Here is a 17,483-nt window from a genome sequence, read left to right on the forward strand (position 1 = left end):
GACCGGGCCGGACCGTCCGTTGTCGGGGCATGTACGCAGACGACGAGACGGTCAGCAGGATCCTTCAGGACTCGGGCGACACCTGGGCGGTGGTCGGCCTGTCGTCCAACCGCTCCCGGGCGGCCTACGGGGTGGCCGAGGTCCTCCAGCGCTTCGGCAAGAGAGTGGTCCCGGTGCATCCCAAGGCCGAGCCGGTCCACGGCGAGCAGGGCTACGCCTCGCTGGCGGACATCCCCTTCCCCGTCGATGTGGTGGACGTCTTCGTCAACAGCGACCTGGCCGGCGCGGTGGCCGACGAGGCGGTCACCGCGGGCGCGAAGGCGGTCTGGTTCCAGCTCGGCGTGATCGACGAGGAGGCGTACGCGCGCACGCGCGCCGCCGGCCTGGACATGGTGATGGACCGCTGCCCCGCCATCGAGATACCCCGCCTGGGCCGCCGCTCCTGACAGGCGGGGTGCCGGGCGCGGCCCGCGGCGGGGAGAATGCGTGCCGTGACACGGCATCCCCGGCATCCCGTCCCCGCCGACCGGATCGCGGCCCAGCTCCGGGCGCTCGGTGTGGAGCGGGGAGGCGTCCTGCTGGTGCACGCGTCCATGCGTGCCGCCGGAGGGGACGCCGGAGCGATGGCCAGGGCCCTTCGCGTGGCGCTGGGTCCGCGGGGCACCCTGGTGGTCCCTTCCTTCACCCCGGAGAACTCCGACACGTCCGCCCTCCACCTGGACCGCGTCCGCGGCCTGGGCCGGGAGGAGCGCGCGGCCGTGCTGGCGGAGATGCCGCCCTTCGACCGGGCCTCCTCACCCGCGCCCTCCATGGGGCGGCTGGCCGAGTCGGTGCGGCTGACGCGGGGGGCGGTCCGCAGCGCGCACCCGCAGACGTCGTTCGCCGCGGTCGGCCCGGAGGCGGCGAGGCTGCTCGGGCATCACCGCCCGGACTGTCATCTGGGCGAGGACTCCCCGCTCGCCCGGCTCTACGAGGCCGATGCCCGCGTCCTGCTGCTCGGGACGGAATTCGGCACCTGCACCGCCTTCCATCTCGCCGAGTACCGGCTCCCGGCGCCGCCCCGGCGCCTGTACCGCTGTGTCATCGCGTCGGACGGCGGTCGCCGGTGGTGGGAGTACGAGGACATCGAGCTGGACGACAGCGACTTCCCGTCCCTGGGCGCGGATTTCGAACAGTCGGTTGCCGCCGGGGAGGTGCGCCGCGGGAGGGTGGGTGCGGCGCCCAGCCGTCTCTTCCGGCTCCGCGCGGCGGTGGACTTCGCCACCGGCTGGCTGGAAGACCACCGCTCCCCCGGTGGATGAGTGGCCGCGGCCGGGCCGTACACCGAACGTCGCCCGACGGGAGGGCCCCCGCTCGGATCCCCCCGGGCGACGGTCCCCGTCGCGCCCGGTCCGGGCGTGGGATCACGCCCGGGGCCGCCGAGGTTCGGGCGCCGGCCCCCCGTCGGCGTCCGGAACCGGAGCGGGGGCCGACACGGGAGCGGGGGCCGACGCCGGAGCGGGGGCCGACGCCGGAGCGGGGGTGTCCGGTTCCGTGTCCTCCAGCAGCTCCGCCACGGCCTGCAGCTGCTCGGAGGTGACCCCCTCGGGAATCGGTACCGGTGCGGGCGTACGCAACGGCGGCTGCCAGCCCCTGTCGGGGTCCCAGCTGCGGACGACGCGGGCGGGGGCACCCGCCACCACCGCGTGGTCGGGGACCTCTCCGCGGACGACGGCGCCCGCCGCGACCACGACGTTGCGGCCGAGCCTGGACCCCGGAAGGATCACCGCTCCGGTGCCGATCCAGCAGCCCGGACCGATCACGACGGGCTCCATGCGCGGCCACTGCCTGCCCACCGGCTCGTCGGGATCGTCGTAACTGTGGTTGGTCGACGTGATGTAGACGTACGGACCGCAGTACGTGTCGGATCCGATGGACACGGTGGTGTCGGCGACGACATGGCTCCCCCGGCCCAGCACGACCCCGTTGCCCAGCGTCAGCACGGTCTCCGGCCCCAGGTCCAGATCGGGCATCAGTCCTGCCGTGAGCGTCACCTGTTCGGCGATGATGCAGTGGTCGCCGAGCTCGATCCACCGCTCGCCGAACACGGTGCCCTGCGGGAAGGCGAGCCGCGTCCCCGGACCGATGCGGCCGAACCTCAGCTTCCCCGGGTGCTCCGCGGTGACGGCGCCGGTCCGCTGCAGCCAGGCCCAGCCCCGGTGGACCGCACCGGCCAGGAGCCGACGTCGCCGGCGCGCCAGGGACGCGGCCGTACCTCTGCTCTTCGGCTCCCGCTCGCGGTTGTTCGCCACCCGCTCACGGTAGTCCGCCGGGGCGGTACCGATCCCGCCCCCGCCTGTGATGTTCACCCCACCCTCCGGGGGTGGCAGGGCCGTCGATTACGGTTCCCCCGGCGCGACGGGCGCACGAGCACGACCCGCACCACACCCGAGGCGGAGGAGCAGGCGATGGCAGAGCAGGCGTTGGTCACCGGTATCGGCGGCAAGGAGCCGCACGTCGACCCGGACGCCTTCGTGGCCCCGACATCCGTCGTGGTCGGCGAGGTCTCGCTGGCCCCGGGCTCCAGCGTCTGGTACCAGGCGGTGCTGCGGGCCGACTGTGGGCCGATCTCGCTCGGCCCGGACAGCAACATCCAGGACAACTGCAGCGTCCACACCGACCCGGGCTTCCCGCTGACCGTGGGTGCCAGGGTCTCCGTCGGCCACAACGCCGTCCTGCACGGCTGCGTCATCGAGGACGACGTACTGGTCGGCATGGGCGCCACCGTGCTCAACGGGGCGCACATCGGAGCGGGTTCGCTGGTGGCCGCGCAAGCCCTCGTACCGCAGGGGATGCGGGTACCCCCGGGCTCCCTCGTCGCCGGTGTACCCGCCAAGGTCAAGCGCCGGCTGACCGACGAGGAGCGGGAGGGCATCGCCCTCAACGCGGCCGGCTACGTGGAACTGGCGAAGGCCCACCGCCGGGCGCACGGAGGCTGACGTCGCACGGCGCCCCGCGGCAGCTGACGTCGCACGGCGCCCCGCGGCGCAGGAGCAGCACCGGGGCCGGCCGACCCGGACACGTCCTGCCCCGCCGGCCTCCACGGCCTCCGGCCGGAGCCGGGTCAGTCGGCGGCGGGCACGGAGCCGGGCTCGGAGGTGGCCACCGGCAGCCCCTCCGACCGCTCCGCGGCCTTCTTGGCCCGGTTCCTGAGGACCAGCATCGACGTCAGGCCCATCAGGACGGCGACGAGCAGGCCCAGCCAGGAGAAGCGCTTGAGCCACGCCTCGGCGACGACTCCCACCGAGTAGACGACAGCCGTCGTACCGCCTGCCCAGACGATGCCGCCGAGCACGTTGGCGACGAGGAACTTCCAGTACGGCATGCGCAGGACCCCGGCCAGCGGCCCGGCGAAGATCCGCAGCAGCGCGACGAAGCGGCCGAAGAAGACCGCCCACATGCCCCACTTCTCGAAGGACCGCTCCGCCATGGCGATCTGGGCCTCCCCGAAGTGCTTGGGGAATCTGCCGCCGAGCCACGCCAGCAGGGGCCGCCCGCCCTTGCGGCCGATGGCGTAGCCGATCGAGTCGCCGATGATCGCTCCGGCGGACGCACACACGCCGAGCACCACGGGATCGACCTCGCCGTGCTGGGAGGCGAGGAGCGCAGAGCTCACGAGGATGATCTCGCCGGGCAGCGGGATGCCCAGGCTCTCCAGCCCGATGACGACCCCCACCAGCAGGTAGATACTGACCGCGGGGATGGTCTCGAGCCATTCCTGGACGTGCAAAGCCGGTTCCTCCCGTAAAGAATCTGCCGCCGCGCACCACGGGTGGCGCACGGCGGGCAGCCTACCGGGCCGACGCGGTCAGCGGTTCGGGCGCAGCGTCCAGACCACGCTCATCTCGCTCGTCACGGCGCCGTCGGCCCGCCGGATCTCGACCTGTACGGGGAACTCGGGCCGCTTGCCCTCGTCGAGTTCGGCGACGACCTCGGCGGCCGGGCGGCCGAGCGTGGCGGTCGCGGTGAGCGCGCCCATGGCCACCTTCCTGAAGGCCATCTCCGTGGTCACGGGCAGCGGGACGGCGCGCGCCAGCTGGTCGCCGAACGCGGCGAGGACGACGGCCCCGCTCGCCGACTCGGCCAGCGTGAACATCGCTCCGGCGTGCGGTCCGCCGAGGTGGTTGTGGAACGCGGCCTGGTCCGGGAGCGAGAGGACAGCACGCTCGGCGGTGGTTTCCAGGTAGGCGAGGTTGAGGGTGCGGACCATCGGAACGCTCGCGGACAGCATGTCGCCGACCGTCATCTCTTCAGTGCTCATGACCGCGACGTTACTAGTGAGTAGCATCCCTTGACCATCCCCTCACAGGGGCGGCCGTGGCAGCCGGCGTCCGGTCCCTCTATGGTTACTGGCCATGTGGCCAGGACAGCAGCCGCCCGGGGGCGAGCAGAACCCGCAGGACCAGAACCAGAACCCGTACCAGCAGCCGGGGTACCACCAGCCGAATCCGTACCAGCAGCCGGGGTACCAGCAGACCGGGGCCCAGCAGCCGGGTTATCCGCAGGGGCAGCAGCCGGGTTACCCGCAGCCCAACCCGTACCAGCAGCCGACCGCGCCGCAGTACGCCGTGCCGGGCCCGCCCGGCGGGCCGCAGCCCGGTGACAGGAAGAAGACGACGGTCGTCGCCGTCCTCGCGGCCACCGCGGTCGTCGTGGCGGCGGTCGTCACCGGAGTCGTCGTCATGAACAAGGACGACGACAAGGGCGGCTCCGACGTCGCGGACGGCAAGAAGACCTCGCCCTCCGCGAAGGCCTCCGACGCCCCTTCCTCCCCGGTGCCGAACCCGCGCGGCGGGGAGGAGGCCGCGCCGTCCGTACCCGGCTGGAAGGTGGTGACCAACCCGAAGTGGGGGACGCAGTTCGACGTGCCCGGTGACTGGGAGGTCGCCGGTACGGGCGTGTTCTCCGGCTTCGAGGACGTGAAGGACCCGACCGGCCCGCCGGCCGCAGGCTTCACCGCCCCCGCCTACTACAAGAGCAAGTGGTGCGTCGACGACGTCGACAAGGACGGCCGCAAGGAGGACACCGGCCTGGCGGGCGTCGGCACCAAGGGGGCACAGGGCGCCAAGACCACGGACGAGGCGGCCACCAACGAGGCCGCCAACTGGGTGTGGGCCGCCTACGCCCAGGAGGACCCCAAGGAGAAGGTCAAGGTCGGCAAGGCCGCTCCGTACACCACGAAGTCGGGTCTCTCCGGCAGTGTCGTGTCGGCCACCGCCACGGGGCTGGCCAAGAAGAACAAGTGCGACACCGACGGCAAGTCGACGGCGTTCAGTTTCAAGAACGCCAAGGGCGAGTACGCGACCTGGGTCCTCTACGCCAACGCCGGTGTGGACGACGAGCTGCCCGACGCGACCGTCCAGAAGATCCTCAGCACGGTACGGCTCGCGGAGAGCGCGTCCTGATCCCCTGACGGTCCGTCCGGTCATATCCATTTGGCAGAGCGGGGTCCGGGCGGGGATAGTCCCCGGGTGACTTCCGCCGCCCCCACCCCGCCCGCCGCGTCCCGCACCCCTCGGGCCGGCCGCAACTACGGTCTGCTGACCGCCGCCGCGATCATCACGAGCCTGGGTACCCACGGCGCGCTGATCGCGGCGGCTTTCGCGGTTCTGGAGGCCGGCGGCGACGCGGGTGACGTGGGCCTGGTCGCCGCCGCACGCACCCTGCCGCTGGTGCTCTTCCTGCTGGTCGGCGGAGCGATCGCGGACCGGCTGCCGCGTCATCGGGTGATGGTGGCGGCGAACGCCCTCAACGGCGTCTCCCAGGCGGTCCTCGCCTGGCTGGTCCTGACGGGCGACGCCAGGCTCTGGCAGATGATGCTGCTCACCGCCCTGTGCGGTACCGGCCAGGCCTTCTTCAACCCGGCGGCCGAGGGCATGCTCCTGTCCAGCGTCAGCGGGGAACAGGCCGCCCGCGCCTTCGCCTTCTTCCGGATGGCCATGCACGGTGCCGCGATCGGCGGCGCGGCGCTGGGCGGTGCCATGATCGCGGCGATGGACCCGGGCTGGGTGCTCGCGGTCGACGCGGCGGCGTTCGCCGTCGCCGGTACGCTGCGCGCGTTCCTCGACGTCCGCCACATCCCCGAGCGCGCGCCGGGCGGCGGGCTGCTCGCCGACATGCGCGACGGCTGGCGGGAGGTCGTGGGCCGGCCCTGGCTGTGGGCCGTGGTCCTGCAGTTCTCGGTGGTCGTGGCCGTCGTCGGGGCCGCCGAGGCGGTGTACGGGCCGCTGGTGGCGAGGGACGAGCTGGGCGGGGCCCGCCCGTGGGGGTTCGCGCTCGCGGCCTTCGGGATCGGCACGCTGGGCGGGGCGCTCCTGATGATGCGCTGGAAACCGCGTCGGCTCCTGCTGGCAGGCACGCTCTGTGTCTTCCCCCTGGCCCTGCCGTCGGCAGGCCTGGCGATCCCCTTGCCGGTCGGCGCGCTCTGCGGCGTGATGTTCGTGACCGGGGTCGCCATCGAGGTGTTCGGTGTCTCCTGGATGACTGCGCTGCACCAGGAGATACCGGAGGAGAAGCTGTCCCGGGTCTCGGCGTACGACTGGTTCGGCTCCGTGGCGATGGTGCCGCTCGCCACGGCCGCGGCCGGCCCGGTGGAGTCGCTGGTCGGCCGCAGCCAGGCGCTGTGGGGCTGCGCCGCGCTGATCGTGCTGGTGACGGCGGGGGTGCTGTGCGTCCCGGACGTACGGAATCTGACCCGCCGCAGCACGGTCGTGAAGGGCGGGGGCACCGCCCTGCCCGGCCGGCCCGCCGGGGTGTCAGCCGATACCGAAAGCCCCGTCGGGGGGCTCGGGTGAGGCGACCGCCTCGCTGTCCGGTACGGGCCGGGCGGGACCGATGAGCCGGGCGAGCGCCGTACCGTGCTCCACCCGGGCGGGGAACGCGTCGGCGGCGCACCGCCTGGTCAGTGCCGCGATGTCCAGGGGCGCCCGCGAGGCCACGAGCACCACGTTGCCGAACCGCCGGCCCCGCAGGACCGCCGGTTCGGCGATCAGTGCCATCTCGCCGAAGACCGTGGCGAAGTTGGCCAGTTGCGGGCGCAGGAAGCTGAAGGGCGCGCTGTCGGCCAGGTTGGCGGCGTAGGTCCCCCCGGCACGCAGGACCCGTCCCGCGGCGTGCGCGTACTCGACGGACGTGAGGTGGGCGGGCACCCGGGCCCCGCCGAAGACGTCGGCGATCACGAGGTCCGCGGAGTCCGCCGGTGCCCGCTCCAGCCAGGTACGGGCGTCGGCGCCGTGCACCGTGATCCCGGCCCCTTCGGGCAGCGGGAGGTGCTCACCGACCAGGGCGGACAGCTCCCGGTCCGCCTCGGCGACGTGCTGACGTGAACCGGGGCGGGTCGCGGCGAGGTAGCGGGGCAGAGTGAGCGCCCCGCCGCCGAGGTGCACGGCGTCCAGGGGGGCGCCGGGGTCCGCCACCGCGTCCACGACGTGGGCGAGCCGCCGAACGTACTCGAACTCCAGGTGCTCCGGTGCGTCGAGGTCGACGTACGACTGAGGGGCCCCGTCGACCGTGAGCAGCCAGGCCCGTGCGCGGTCCACGTCGGGCATCAGCCGGGCGGTCCCGAAGTCGGTGGCGCGGAGGACGGGTATGGGCTCGTTCACTCCCCCATTGTTCCCCGTCACGGGCGTGCTCCGGACACGGAGCCCGTCCCCTCGGTGGGGAGGGGACGGGCTCCCGCCCGGTGCCGGTCTCAGAGGAGACCGGTGACCGTCCCGGCGCCGACGGTCCTGCCGCCCTCGCGGACGGCGAAGCCGAGACCGGGCTCCAGCGGGATGTCACGGCCCAGTTCGATCGTCATGGTGACGGTGTCACCCGGCCGTGCCACCGCGGCCTCCCCCAGATCGACGTCCCCGACGACGTCCGCCGTACGGATGTAGAACTGCGGCCGGTATCCGGTGGTGACCGGCGTGGCCCGGCCGCCCTCCCGCGCGGACAGGACGTACACCTGCGCGGTGAAGCGCCGGCGGGGTGTGACGCTGCCCGGCGCCGCGACCACATGGCCGCGGCGGACCCGGTCGCGCTCCACTCCGCGCAGCAGCAGCGCGACGTTGTCGCCGGCCTGCGCGGACTCCATCGGCTTCCCGAAGGTCTCCAGGCCGGTGACGACCGTCTCGACGTCCGCGCCGAGCACCGACACCCGGTCCCCGACGCGCACCGTGCCGCGCTCGACGGCGCCGGTGACGACGGTGCCGCGCCCCGTGATGGTGAGGACGTTCTCCACCGGCAGGAGGAACGGCGCGTCGGTGTAGCGCACCGGCATCGGTACGTACGTGTCGACGGCGTCCAGCAGTGCCTCGATGGAGGCCGTCCACTGCGGGTCGCCCTGGAGGGCCTTCAGTCCCGACACCCGGACGACGGGCACGGTGTCCCCGCCGTATCCGTGGGCGGAGAGCAGCTCGCGGACCTCCAGCTCGACCAGGTCGGTCAGCATCGAGTCCTCGCCGTCGTCGACGGCGTCGGCCTTGTTGAGGGCGACGACGATGTGGTCGACGCCGACCTGCCGGGCCAGCAGGACGTGTTCCGCGGTCTGCGGCATGATGCCGTCGAGCGCGGAGACGACCAGGATCGCCCCGTCGAGCTGTGCCGCTCCCGTCACCATGTTCTTGATGTAGTCGGCGTGTCCGGGCATGTCGATGTGGGCGTAGTGCCGGGTGTCGGTCTCGTACTCGACGTGCGAGATGTTGATGGTGATGCCGCGCTGCGCCTCCTCGGGCGCCCGGTCGATGCGGTCGAACGGCACGAAGGTGCCGCTGCCGCGGTCGCTGAGAACCTTGGTGATGGCCGCGGTCAGGGTGGTCTTGCCGTGGTCGACGTGGCCCATGGTGCCGATGTTGAGGTGTGGCTTGGTGCGCACGTATGCCGTCTTGGGCATGGCTCGTTCCTTGGTGTGCGAGCTGAGTGTGGAGAAGACCCCAGGGCCCTGCCGACCCTCCCCTTGCGGGGTCCGCCGGACTGTCGGGGGAGGGTCAGCTTCGGGCGCCGCCGAGGAACGCTGCGGCAGCGGTGCACGCCGCTGCGACTGCTGCTGCGACTGCCGTCGCAGGGCTCACGGCAGCCTTCGGCGTGTCCGCGACTGCGGACCGCGCTGCGAGGAAGGCGTGCCGGACCATGCCCCTGATCATGGCGGAGCGGCGGGACCGCGTCGAACGGATTTCGGGCGGGCCTCAGCCGATGTTCTTGAGGGCCTCACGTACGGAGAGCGGCGAGCGGCGGTCCCGGGCACCGTCGACGACGTCGCGGACGGCCTCGGTGTCCGTCCTGGCGTAGGCGCGCAGGCACCAGCCGATCGCCTTGCGGAGAGGTGGGATCGGCGCGGAGCAGGCAGTATCCGCACAGCGGGCCGGTGTCGGTCCGCTCCCGGTACCGGAGTTGGTGGATCAGCGCGGTGCGGACGATCCAGCGGTCGTCGTCCTCGGCCCACCGGCCCCTCGCGCGATTCAGCACCGGATCGGCCGCGACGAGCGGTCCGGCCCCATGGGCGGCGAGCACGTCGACGGTGTCCTACCGCGGGTCCGTGGTCACGGGACGGCGCAGGACGGGAAGGAAATCCGGCGAACGGCGGCCGTTGTGACGGCGCGGGTGGCCGGCGGCAACGTACCGGTACGCGCGCTCGGGCAACTCCCGGCGGCGCACGGCGGTCGCGGTGCAGTCCGCTTCGTCCGGTGGTGCGGTACCGCGAGTACGGTCCGGGACCGGGCCCGGCGCCGGAGGGGTGGCTGTCCCGAGGGAGGGCGTGACGTTCCTCATGTAAGCGGCTGTCCCCCACCGCCCGTTCGGAGTCGGCCGCCTCGGGAAACGCGCGGGTGAGACGGCGCACGACGATGTCGGCGAGCCCGCTGTCCGGTACGGCGGGGCCGCACCGCGCCGGGGAACTCATGGGGCGCGCAGTACGGCGGTCGCACACGCGTTTCGGTTACGCTCCCCAGATGTTCGCCCCCGTCCCCGCCGCCCGGCCCGCCGGCGGTCCCGCAGCGCGTTGTGCGAAGGTGCTGCTCTCCCCCTGGTCCCGTCTGTCCCTGCTGGTGGCGATGCTGCTGGCTGCCGCCACCGCCATGCTGCTGTTCGAGCCACAGCGGCTGCTGGCGTCCGGCTGGCCACCCCATCTCACGGGCTCGGCGGCGGCCATGGTGTTCGGCCTGGCGTACGGGGTGTGCACGGTGGCCTTCGTGCCCCGGCCGCTGCTCAACCTCGCCGCCGGTGCGCTCTTCGGTGCCCAGGCCGGGCTGGCGGCGGCGCTGGCCGGGACTGTGCTCGGCGCGGGTGTCTCCTTCCTGCTCGGCCGCGTGCTCGGGCAGGACGCCCTCCGTACGCTGCTGCGCGGGAAGTGGCTGAAGGCTGCAGACGGGCTGTTGAGCCGTCACGGCTTCCGCTCCATGCTGGCGATCCGGCTGTTCCCCGGCGTGCCGTTCGCCGCTGCCAACTACTGCGCGGCGACCTCCCGGATGGGGTATCCGCCGTTCCTGCTGGCCACCGGGCTCGGCTCGATCCCCAACACGGCGGCGTACGTCGTCGCGGGCAGCGAGGCGTCGTCCCCGACGTCCCCGGTCTTCCTCGCGGCGATGGGTTTCATCGTGCTCTCGGGTGTGGGTGCCGCGCTGGTCGCGTGGCGCAAACGCCACCGGCTGGGGACCGCGCGGCCCCCGGTCTGAGCCGCGGGCCGTTCCCGCGGCACCGGACCCCTCAGGCGGTCAGGACGCCGAGTTGCGAGCGGGGGCCTCCCCGGTCCGGGACTCGCCGAGGGCGCGGCGGAAGGCCGCGGCGTGGTCCCCTTCGTCGTCGGCGATCTCGGTGAACAACGCGGCTGCGCGCGTGTCACCCGCCTTCTCGGCTCGCCGGGCGAACGTGGGGTACATGACCTCGGACTCGTAGGTCTCGCCCGCGATGGAGGTGCGGAGGTTGGTGTCGGTGTCCGAGACCAGACCGTCCAGGCGTGCTTCGGCGGCGAAGTGCTCGTGCAGTTCCACATCCGCCAGTCCGTGGAACAGCTCCGCGAGCCTCTCCTGGCCGGTCCGTTCCGCGTGCCGTGCGAAGAGGGTGTAGGCGGCGTTGGCCTCCCCCTCTCCGTGCATGGCGTCCTCGAGGTTGGCGCGGGTGCGGGCGGAGGCGACCTGGGGCGGACCGGCGGGCACCTCGACCCGGTCGACCGGCGGGGGCGCGGGGACGGTGCCCTTCCCGAGGGTGAGCGCGCGCAGGGCCTGCGTCAGCAGGCGGCGGTGTTCGTCCTCGTCCGCGGCGATCTCCGTGAACCGCTCGGCGGCCTCGAAGTCCCCGTCCTGCCGGGCCTCCTCCGCGTACGTGGGGTACATCGAAGACGCCTCGTAACGCTCCCCCTCGATGGCGTGGCGGAGGTTGGCCTCGTCGCTGCCCACGAAGTTGATGAGAGCGGCTTCCTGGGTGAAGTGGTCGTTGAGCTCCACCCCGGCCACCCGGCGGAACAGTTCGGCGGTGGAGCGGCGCCCTTCGCGGTCGGCCTGGTCGGCGAAGAAGAGGTAGGAGGCGTGGGCGAAGCCCTCGCCCCGCATCGCGGCCCGCGTGTCCTGGACCGTGCTCAGCGCGAGGGCCTGCGCCACCGCGGCCTGCGATACGGACATGGACATGCCGGTGAGGGCCAGGGTGGCACCCGCGCACCGGATCAGACGCGTGAAGGTAGACATCGTGGAAGATCTTTCTTGCCGAGGTCGGTGAAGCCTCCCGGCGGAAGGCTCGACCAGACTGGCGGCGCCGGCGCCGTGTCGCGGCCGCGACGCCGGTTCCCGTGCCGAGCTCACCCGCGCGGTGGACAGCGCGCGCCCCGTACGGCCCAGCCGTTGCGGGGATATCGACCGCCCGGCGGGCGGTGGTCCTGATTCCCTGATAGTGGGCCGTTAGCCGGGGGCAGCCGGGGAGCTGTTCACCTCCAGGCGATACGCTGCGCGCGACCGACACAGGAGGTCCGGGGCAGTGACGCGCCGTCCCCTTCATCTCCTGACCACACCCGCTCGCGGCCGACGGCCCTCCAGGCCGTCGGCCGTCGCATGAACACCTCCGGGATGGCCTAAGCCCCATGAGCTGGTTCGAATCATTCGTCCTGGGACTCGTTCAGGGACTGACCGAGTTCCTGCCGATCTCCTCCAGCGCCCACCTGCGGCTGACCGCGGCCTTCGCGGGCTGGCACGACCCGGGTGCGGCGTTCACCGCGATCACGCAGATCGGCACGGAGGCGGCGGTCCTCATCTACTTCCGCAAGGACATCGCCCGGATCCTCTCGGCGTGGTTCCGGTCGCTCGTCAACCCGGCCATGCGCGGCGATCACGACGCGAAGATGGGCTGGCTGGTGATCGTCGGCTCGCTCCCCATCGGCGTGCTGGGGCTGGTGTTCAAGGACCAGATCGAGGGGCCGTTCCGCGATCTGCGCCTGATCGCCACCACGCTGATCGGTATGGGCATCATCCTCGGGATAGCGGACCGTCTCGCGGCGCGTGACGAGGCCGGCGGCAAGCACCGTGCGATCAGGGAGCGCAAGTCCCTGAAGGAGCTGGGTGTCAGGGACGGTCTGATCTTCGGCTTCTGCCAGGCGATGGCACTGGTCCCCGGCGTCTCGCGTTCGGGCGCCACGATCAGCGGCGGTCTGCTGATGGGCTACTCCCGTGAGGCCGCGGCACGCTATTCGTTCCTGCTGGCGGTTCCCGCGGTTCTGGCCTCCGGGGTGTTCGAGCTGAAGGACGCGGGCGAGGGGCACGTCTCCTGGGGGCCCACGATCTTCGCGACGATCATCGCTTTCGCCGTGGGCTACGCGGTCATCGCCTGGTTCATGAAGTTCATCACGACCAAGAGCTTCATGCCGTTCGTGATCTACCGCGTGCTCCTGGGCATCGCCCTGTTCGCCCTGGTGGCAGCCGGCGTGCTCAGCCCGCACGCGGGCGAGTCCGCCGGCTGAGCCGGGCACCCGGCCCGGCCTCGCGGCGGCTGCCGCGGCGGACGGGACGCCTCACCTGCGGGTGAGGCGTCCACCGTGCGCGCGCCCGGGCCTTACGGCGCTCCGAGGCGGGCCGCCGCGTTCCGGCCGGCCGGCCTCGGGCGATAATCGGGCGGAACGTGCCGGGCCCGGTACCGGAACGAGGGCCCGGCCGCCCCTCGAAGATCTCCCACCGCTCCCGGAGGAACTCATGACCGCCGACGACCGTCCCGTGATCGCCGCAGTCGACGGCTCCTCGCACGGCTGGGAGGCACTCGAATGGGCCACTCAGGAGGCCCTGCGCCACAGCTGGCCGCTGCTGATCGTGCACGTCCGTCCGCATACCCGGCGGGGCAGCGAGGAGGAGCAGGTACGGGAGGCCGAGGAACTCCTCGGACAGGCGCTGCGCCGCACCTCCCGGCTCGCGCCCGAGCTGCCGACGTCGACGCTGACCCCTCAGGACTTCCCCTCGGCCGCGCTGACGTCCCTGAGCGGTGACGCGTCGATGGTGGTGGTCGGCTCGCGCGGTCTCGGGGGGTTCCGCTCACTCATGATCGGCTCGAACAGTCTGGCCACCGCGTCGATGTCCCGGTGCCCGGTGGTCGTCGTCAACGGCGGGCACGCCGAGGAGGACGAGCAGGAGGCCGCCGGCCCCTTCCCGGACGTCGTCGCGGGGGTGGCCGCCGACGAGAGCAGCGAGGCGGTCCTGGAGTTCGCGTTCGAGGCCGCTGCGTCGAGGCCGGGGGCGCGGCTGCGGCTGGTGCACGGCTGGACGATGTTCTCGTCGATGCTGTCGGGCGGCCCCATCTTCGACCGCGAGGCCGCCGCTGAGGCGGCACAGCGCACCCTGGCCGAGCTCACCTCCGGCTGGATCGAGAAGTACCCGCAGGTGGACGTCGTGCGGGAGCCGGTGAGCGGCTCCGCGTCCCGGACGCTGGTCACGGCCTCGGCCACGGCGGCCCTGACCGTGGTGGGGCGGCGCAGGGGCGGGGAGTCCCTCGGCCTCGGGCTCTCTCCCGTGGCGCAGACGACGGTGACGCACGCCCTCGGTCCGGTGGCCGTCGTCCCCTGCTGACCCCGTGCGCGCCGGCGGGTGCGCGGCGGCGCCCTCGCCCTGTCCGTCGGGCGGTACGCCGTCACCCCGGTGCGTCCGGAACGGGGTCGGCGGATCCGTACCCCGCGGGGCGGAGGAAGTGCGGTGCGTACCCGGGTCCGGCGCCGTCGGCGGCTCGCGGACGGCACGGCGTGCGGGGCGCCGGCCACGGCACGCCCCCTGTGCGCTGCCGATCTTCTGCCCCACACTGGAAGCAGACGGAGGACCGGCGAGGAGGACACTGCATGCCGATGCGGGGAGCAGGTGTTCCGGCGGACCGGGCCGAGCGGGGGCCGGACGCCGACGGCGGCCGGCCGTACGGTCGTGTGCTCCGTTCGCGTACGGGGCGTGGGGCCGCCGCCGTGCTCGCCGGCGCCCTGCCGGCCCTGTCGTTCCCCGCCCCCTCGCTCTGGTGGTTCGCGTACGTCGCCCTGGTGCCGTGGATGCTGCTGATCCGCTCGGCGCGGACCGGGCGCCGAGCGGCCCTCGACGGCTGGCTCGGCGGGATCGGCTTCATGCTCGCCGTGCATCACTGGCTGATGCCGAGCCTGCACGTGTTCATCGTGGTCCTCGCCGCCCTGCTGGGCCTTCTGTGGGCGCCCTGGGGTCTGCTGGTGGCCCGGCTGCTCGGCGGGTCGCCGCCCCCGGGGCGGTCCGTGGCCGCCGTCGTCGTGGTGCCGTCCGGCTGGTTGATGATCGAACTGGTCCGCTCCTGGGAGGGGCTGGGAGGTCCGTGGGGCCTGCTGGGTGCCAGCCAGTGGGAGGTGGCCCCCGCGCTGCGGGTGGCCTCGGTCGGCGGCGTATGGCTGGTCAGCCTGCTCGTGGTCGCCGTGAACACGGCGGTCACGCTGCTGCTCGCCGTGCCGTCGGTTCGCACGGCCGCGGTCTCGTGCCTGGCGGTCTGCGCGCTGTCGGTGGGCGCCGCGGTGGCCTGGGCGCCGCAGCCCCGAAGCGCGGGTACGGCCAGGATCGCCGTGGTCCAGCCGGGCGTCGTCGAGGGCCCGGGCAGTGTCCAGCGCCGGTTCGCGCGCGGCGAGGAGCTGACCCGCGGCCTGGCGGGCCGCAACGTGGACCTGGTGGTGTGGGGCGAGAGCAGTGTCGGGGTGGACCTGGCGCGCAGTCCGGGCACGGCGTCGCGGCTCGCGGCGCTCTCGCGTCTCGTCGGGGCCGACGTGCTGGTCAACATGGACGCCAGGCGTGCGGACGGCGCAAGCCCTTCCGGGATCTACAAGTCCGCCGTCCTGGTGGGCCCGGACGGGCCGACCGGTGACCGGTACGACAAGATGCGGCTCGTGCCCTTCGGTGAGTACGTGCCGGCGCGCGCGGTGCTCGGCTGGGCCACCTCGGTGGGTAAGGCGGCCGGGGAGGACCGGCTGCGCGGCCGGGGCCCTGTGGTGATGCGTCTGCAGAACGCGGACGGGCTGCGGCTGGGGCCTCTGGTGTGCTTCGAGACCGCGTTCCCCGACATGAGCAGGAAGCTGGCGCAGGACGGTGCGCAGGTCCTCGTCGCCCAGTCCTCCACCTCGACGTTCCAGAACAGCTGGGCCCCCGAGCAGCACGCCTCGCTGGGGGCTCTGCGGGCCGCCGAGACGGGCCGCCCGATGGTGCACGCGACCCTGACGGGCGTGAGCGCGGTGTACGGTCCGCGGGGCGAGCGGGTGGGCTCCCCCCTCGGTACGGACGCGAGCAGGGCTGCCGTGTTCGACGTACCGCTCGCCCGGGGCACCACGCTCTTCGTGCGGCTGGGCGCCTGGCCCGTGTACGGCGCGCTGGCCGCGCTGGCCGTGTACCTGGGCGGGGCGGGGATCCGCAGGCTCAGGACGCCTGTTCCAGCGCGTCCTTCACCACCCGCTCACACAGCCGGTGGGTCTCCAACGCGTCCCGGGCACTGAGCACCTGTCCGTCCCGCACCGCGTCCAGGAACGAGAGCACGCTCTGCTCGATGCCCCGCTGACGGGCGACCGGCACCCAGTCGCCCCGTCGCCGCAGGGTGGGCTGACCTTTGTGGTCGATGACGTCCGAGAGGTTGAGAACCTGCCGTTTGCTGTCCTGGCCGGACACTTCGAGGATCTCCTCGGTGGATCCGTTGAGCCGGTTCATCATGCCGATGGCCGTGAATCCGTCACCGGACAGCTGCAGGACCACGTGGTGCATGAGGCCGTCGGCGATCCGGGCCCTCACGACGACGTTGCCGACCGGGCCGGGAGCGAGGAAGCGCAGGGTGTCCACGACGTGGATGAAGTCGTCGAGCACCATGGTGCGCGGGTCCTCGGGGAGTCCCGCACGGTTCTTCTGCAGGAGGATCAGCTCGCGCGGGTGCTCGGCGCACTGCGCGTACGAGGGGGCGAGTCTGCGGTTGAACCCGACGGCGAGTGCGGTGCCGCGCTCCTCGGCGAGGGTCACCAGCCGCTCGGAGTCCGCGAGTTCGTAGGCCAGCGGCTTGTCCACATACGTCGGGACGCCCGCCTCGATCAGCCGCCCGACGATCTCCGGGTGGGCCGGGGTCGGGGCGTGCACGAAGGCGGCGTCCAGGCCCTCGGCCAGGAGCGAGTCGAGATCCGTGTGGCACTGCCGGCCGGGGATGCGGTGGGTGGCCGCCACGGCTTCCAGGGTGGCCGGGGTGCGGGTCTGCAGATGCGGTACGACCCCGGGCACCGTCGTCAGTACCGGCAGGTACGCCTTCTGCGCGATGTCGCCGAGCCCGATGCAGCCGACCTTCACGGAGTTCTCCCTGTCGCCACGACCACGGCCTCACGGTCGCGTCCTCTGCCCGTCACTGGTTCCGGCAGCATACGTGCGCTGCGGGCGCTCCCGGTCGGCGATGCCGTCGAACGCGCGACGGACGAGCCCCGGAGAACGACGGCTCCGGCGTGGCTTCGGTCCGCTTGCCGCGCCCCGGGCGTCATGCGCCCGCCCCGCTCCCCCGCAGCCGCCGTTCCAGGCGCCCGAGGGCAGCGCGCACCCCCGCGCCGTACCCGTCGTCGCCGAGTGCGCCGAGGGCCTTCCACGCCCGGTCCAGATGGAGCCGGGCGGCCTCGAAGCGCTGCAGTTCCAGGTAGTCGGCCGCGAGGTTGAGGTGCAGGGAGGGGAAGAAGGCCCGCACCGCGGACGCGTCCCGGCGGTCCGCGGTCTCCTCGCCGGTCAGCCCCTCGGCTGCGGCCAGCGCCCTCAGGTCCCAGGCGAGTTCGTCCCCGGGATCGTCCTGGGTGTCGGCCATGTAGTGCGCGAGGGTGCAGCGGTGCAGGGCCTGGCCCCGCTCCCCGATCTCCGACCAGATGAGCCGGAACCTGTTCCGGGCCTCCTCCCGGTCCCCACCGTGCAGCAGCATGACCGCCTGGCCGATCCTGGTCATGACGGCGTCACCGGACGCTTCACGCTGCTCCACGACAGAGGTCTCCCTGATTACCGTCCGGCCTG

Annotated in this window: 17 protein-coding genes and 1 pseudogene; 9 read left to right on the forward strand and 9 right to left on the reverse strand. The window is 73.0% G+C overall.

Features of this window, described 5'->3' with window-relative positions:
- Window positions 1-29 precede the first annotated feature (29 nt).
- Both BA175_RS27295 and BA175_RS27300 read left to right on the forward strand, forming a co-directional pair.
- The gene (locus BA175_RS27295) at window positions 30-446 is read left to right on the forward strand and encodes a CoA-binding protein (protein WP_069174182.1); all 417 of its coding nucleotides are present in this window, start codon (window positions 30-32) and stop codon (window positions 444-446) included.
- 36 nt (window positions 447-482) lie between these two features.
- Window positions 483-1,301, forward strand: coding sequence for an aminoglycoside N(3)-acetyltransferase (locus tag BA175_RS27300; protein WP_069174183.1), 819 nt, complete (start codon window positions 483-485; stop codon window positions 1,299-1,301).
- Window positions 1,302-1,403: 102 nt separating this feature from the next.
- Here the strand turns inward: BA175_RS27300 and BA175_RS27305 are convergent, their stop codons facing one another.
- A complete protein-coding gene (locus BA175_RS27305; protein ID WP_254668010.1) occupies window positions 1,404-2,240 on the reverse strand; it encodes an acyltransferase in 837 nt (278 codons plus the stop codon).
- Between the two features lie 207 nt (window positions 2,241-2,447).
- On the opposite strand from BA175_RS27305, the gene BA175_RS27310 reads away from it, so the two are divergent.
- Complete coding sequence (locus BA175_RS27310) at window positions 2,448-2,978, forward strand: gamma carbonic anhydrase family protein (RefSeq protein ID WP_069174184.1); 531 nt, start codon at window positions 2,448-2,450, stop codon at window positions 2,976-2,978.
- Window positions 2,979-3,103: 125 nt separating this feature from the next.
- Here the strand turns inward: BA175_RS27310 and BA175_RS27315 are convergent, their stop codons facing one another.
- Complete coding sequence (locus BA175_RS27315) at window positions 3,104-3,769, reverse strand: DedA family protein (protein ID WP_069174185.1); 666 nt, start codon at window positions 3,767-3,769, stop codon at window positions 3,104-3,106.
- A gap of 78 nt (window positions 3,770-3,847) precedes the next feature.
- Window positions 3,848-4,285: a DUF4442 domain-containing protein gene (locus BA175_RS27320; protein ID WP_069174186.1), complete on the reverse strand. Its 438-nt coding sequence runs from the start codon at window positions 4,283-4,285 to the stop codon at window positions 3,848-3,850.
- A gap of 109 nt (window positions 4,286-4,394) precedes the next feature.
- Here BA175_RS27320 and BA175_RS27325 point away from each other — a divergent pair, with 109 nt between their 5' ends.
- Both BA175_RS27325 and BA175_RS27330 read left to right on the forward strand, forming a co-directional pair.
- Entirely contained in the window at window positions 4,395-5,444 is a 1,050-nt protein-coding gene (locus BA175_RS27325; protein ID WP_069174187.1) for a hypothetical protein, read from the forward strand.
- Window positions 5,445-5,510: 66 nt separating this feature from the next.
- Complete coding sequence (locus tag BA175_RS27330; RefSeq protein ID WP_069174188.1) at window positions 5,511-6,833, forward strand: MFS transporter; 1,323 nt, start codon at window positions 5,511-5,513, stop codon at window positions 6,831-6,833.
- On the opposite strand, the gene BA175_RS27335 is transcribed toward BA175_RS27330, so the two are convergent.
- The 3 genes and pseudogenes from BA175_RS27335 to BA175_RS30245 all read right to left on the reverse strand — a co-directional run bounded on the left by BA175_RS27335 (window position 6,795) and on the right by BA175_RS30245 (window position 9,916).
- Window positions 6,795-7,640, reverse strand: a complete 846-nt coding sequence (locus tag BA175_RS27335; protein ID WP_069174189.1) for a spermidine synthase — start codon at window positions 7,638-7,640, stop codon at window positions 6,795-6,797. The two genes, BA175_RS27330 and BA175_RS27335, sit on opposite strands and share 39 nt — an antisense overlap.
- A gap of 89 nt (window positions 7,641-7,729) precedes the next feature.
- Window positions 7,730-8,911 (reverse strand): elongation factor Tu, encoded by a 1,182-nt coding sequence (tuf, locus tag BA175_RS27340; protein WP_069174190.1) that lies wholly within the window; start codon window positions 8,909-8,911, stop codon window positions 7,730-7,732.
- Window positions 8,912-9,203: 292 nt separating this feature from the next.
- Window positions 9,204-9,916, reverse strand: a pseudogene (locus tag BA175_RS30245) (DNA alkylation repair protein).
- A 49-nt stretch (window positions 9,917-9,965) separates the two neighbouring features.
- Here BA175_RS30245 and BA175_RS27350 point away from each other — a divergent pair.
- Window positions 9,966-10,688, forward strand: coding sequence for a TVP38/TMEM64 family protein (locus tag BA175_RS27350; protein ID WP_069174297.1), 723 nt, complete (start codon window positions 9,966-9,968; stop codon window positions 10,686-10,688).
- Window positions 10,689-10,727: 39 nt separating this feature from the next.
- Here the strand turns inward: BA175_RS27350 and BA175_RS27355 are convergent, their stop codons facing one another.
- Entirely contained in the window at window positions 10,728-11,693 is a 966-nt protein-coding gene (locus tag BA175_RS27355) for a rubrerythrin family protein (RefSeq protein ID WP_254668000.1), read from the reverse strand.
- A 389-nt stretch (window positions 11,694-12,082) separates the two neighbouring features.
- Between BA175_RS27355 and BA175_RS27360 the strand changes: the two genes are divergently transcribed.
- The 3 genes from BA175_RS27360 to lnt all read left to right on the forward strand — a co-directional run bounded on the left by BA175_RS27360 (window position 12,083) and on the right by lnt (window position 15,958).
- A complete protein-coding gene (locus tag BA175_RS27360; protein ID WP_069174192.1) occupies window positions 12,083-12,955 on the forward strand; it encodes an undecaprenyl-diphosphate phosphatase in 873 nt (290 codons plus the stop codon).
- A 229-nt stretch (window positions 12,956-13,184) separates the two neighbouring features.
- Complete coding sequence (locus tag BA175_RS27365) at window positions 13,185-14,048, forward strand: universal stress protein (RefSeq protein WP_069174193.1); 864 nt, start codon at window positions 13,185-13,187, stop codon at window positions 14,046-14,048.
- A 263-nt stretch (window positions 14,049-14,311) separates the two neighbouring features.
- Window positions 14,312-15,958 carry an apolipoprotein N-acyltransferase gene (lnt, locus tag BA175_RS27370; RefSeq protein WP_069174194.1) on the forward strand — a complete coding sequence of 549 codons (1,647 nt, stop codon included), beginning with the start codon at window positions 14,312-14,314 and terminating at the stop codon, window positions 15,956-15,958.
- Here the strand turns inward: lnt and BA175_RS27375 are convergent.
- Both BA175_RS27375 and BA175_RS27380 read right to left on the reverse strand, forming a co-directional pair.
- The gene (locus BA175_RS27375) at window positions 15,882-16,787 is read right to left on the reverse strand and encodes a Gfo/Idh/MocA family protein (protein WP_069174195.1); all 906 of its coding nucleotides are present in this window, start codon (window positions 16,785-16,787) and stop codon (window positions 15,882-15,884) included. The two genes, lnt and BA175_RS27375, sit on opposite strands and share 77 nt — an antisense overlap.
- A 181-nt stretch (window positions 16,788-16,968) precedes the next feature.
- Window positions 16,969-17,418 (reverse strand): hypothetical protein, encoded by a 450-nt coding sequence (locus tag BA175_RS27380; RefSeq protein WP_175420941.1) that lies wholly within the window; start codon window positions 17,416-17,418, stop codon window positions 16,969-16,971.
- Window positions 17,419-17,483: the final 65 nt, after the last annotated feature.

The organism is Streptomyces griseus (assembly GCF_001715295.1).
GTDB lineage: Bacteria > Actinomycetota > Actinomycetes > Streptomycetales > Streptomycetaceae > Streptomyces > Streptomyces griseus_G.

Bases quoted from the DNA above. Each gene is read 5' to 3' on its own strand.
- BA175_RS27350 (WP_069174297.1), top strand. From the start codon at position 9,966: ATGTTCGCCCCCGTCCCCGCCGCCCGGCCCGCCGGCGGTCCCGCAGCG.
- BA175_RS27365 (WP_069174193.1), top strand. From the start codon at position 13,185: ATGACCGCCGACGACCGTCCCGTGATCGCCGCAGTCGACGGCTCCTCG.
- BA175_RS27360 (WP_069174192.1), top strand. From the start codon at position 12,083: ATGAGCTGGTTCGAATCATTCGTCCTGGGACTCGTTCAGGGACTGACC.
- BA175_RS27320 (WP_069174186.1), bottom strand. From the start codon at position 4,285: ATGACGGTCGGCGACATGCTGTCCGCGAGCGTTCCGATGGTCCGCACC.
- BA175_RS27380 (WP_175420941.1), bottom strand. From the start codon at position 17,418: ATGACCAGGATCGGCCAGGCGGTCATGCTGCTGCACGGTGGGGACCGG.
- tuf (WP_069174190.1), bottom strand. From the start codon at position 8,911: ATGCCCAAGACGGCATACGTGCGCACCAAGCCACACCTCAACATCGGC.
- BA175_RS27300 (WP_069174183.1), top strand. From the start codon at position 483: ATGCGTGCCGTGACACGGCATCCCCGGCATCCCGTCCCCGCCGACCGG.
- BA175_RS27355 (WP_254668000.1), bottom strand. From the start codon at position 11,693: ATGTCTACCTTCACGCGTCTGATCCGGTGCGCGGGTGCCACCCTGGCC.
- BA175_RS27295 (WP_069174182.1), top strand. From the start codon at position 30: ATGTACGCAGACGACGAGACGGTCAGCAGGATCCTTCAGGACTCGGGC.
- BA175_RS27310 (WP_069174184.1), top strand. From the start codon at position 2,448: ATGGCAGAGCAGGCGTTGGTCACCGGTATCGGCGGCAAGGAGCCGCAC.
- BA175_RS27325 (WP_069174187.1), top strand. From the start codon at position 4,395: ATGTGGCCAGGACAGCAGCCGCCCGGGGGCGAGCAGAACCCGCAGGAC.
- lnt (WP_069174194.1), top strand. From the start codon at position 14,312: ATGCCGATGCGGGGAGCAGGTGTTCCGGCGGACCGGGCCGAGCGGGGG.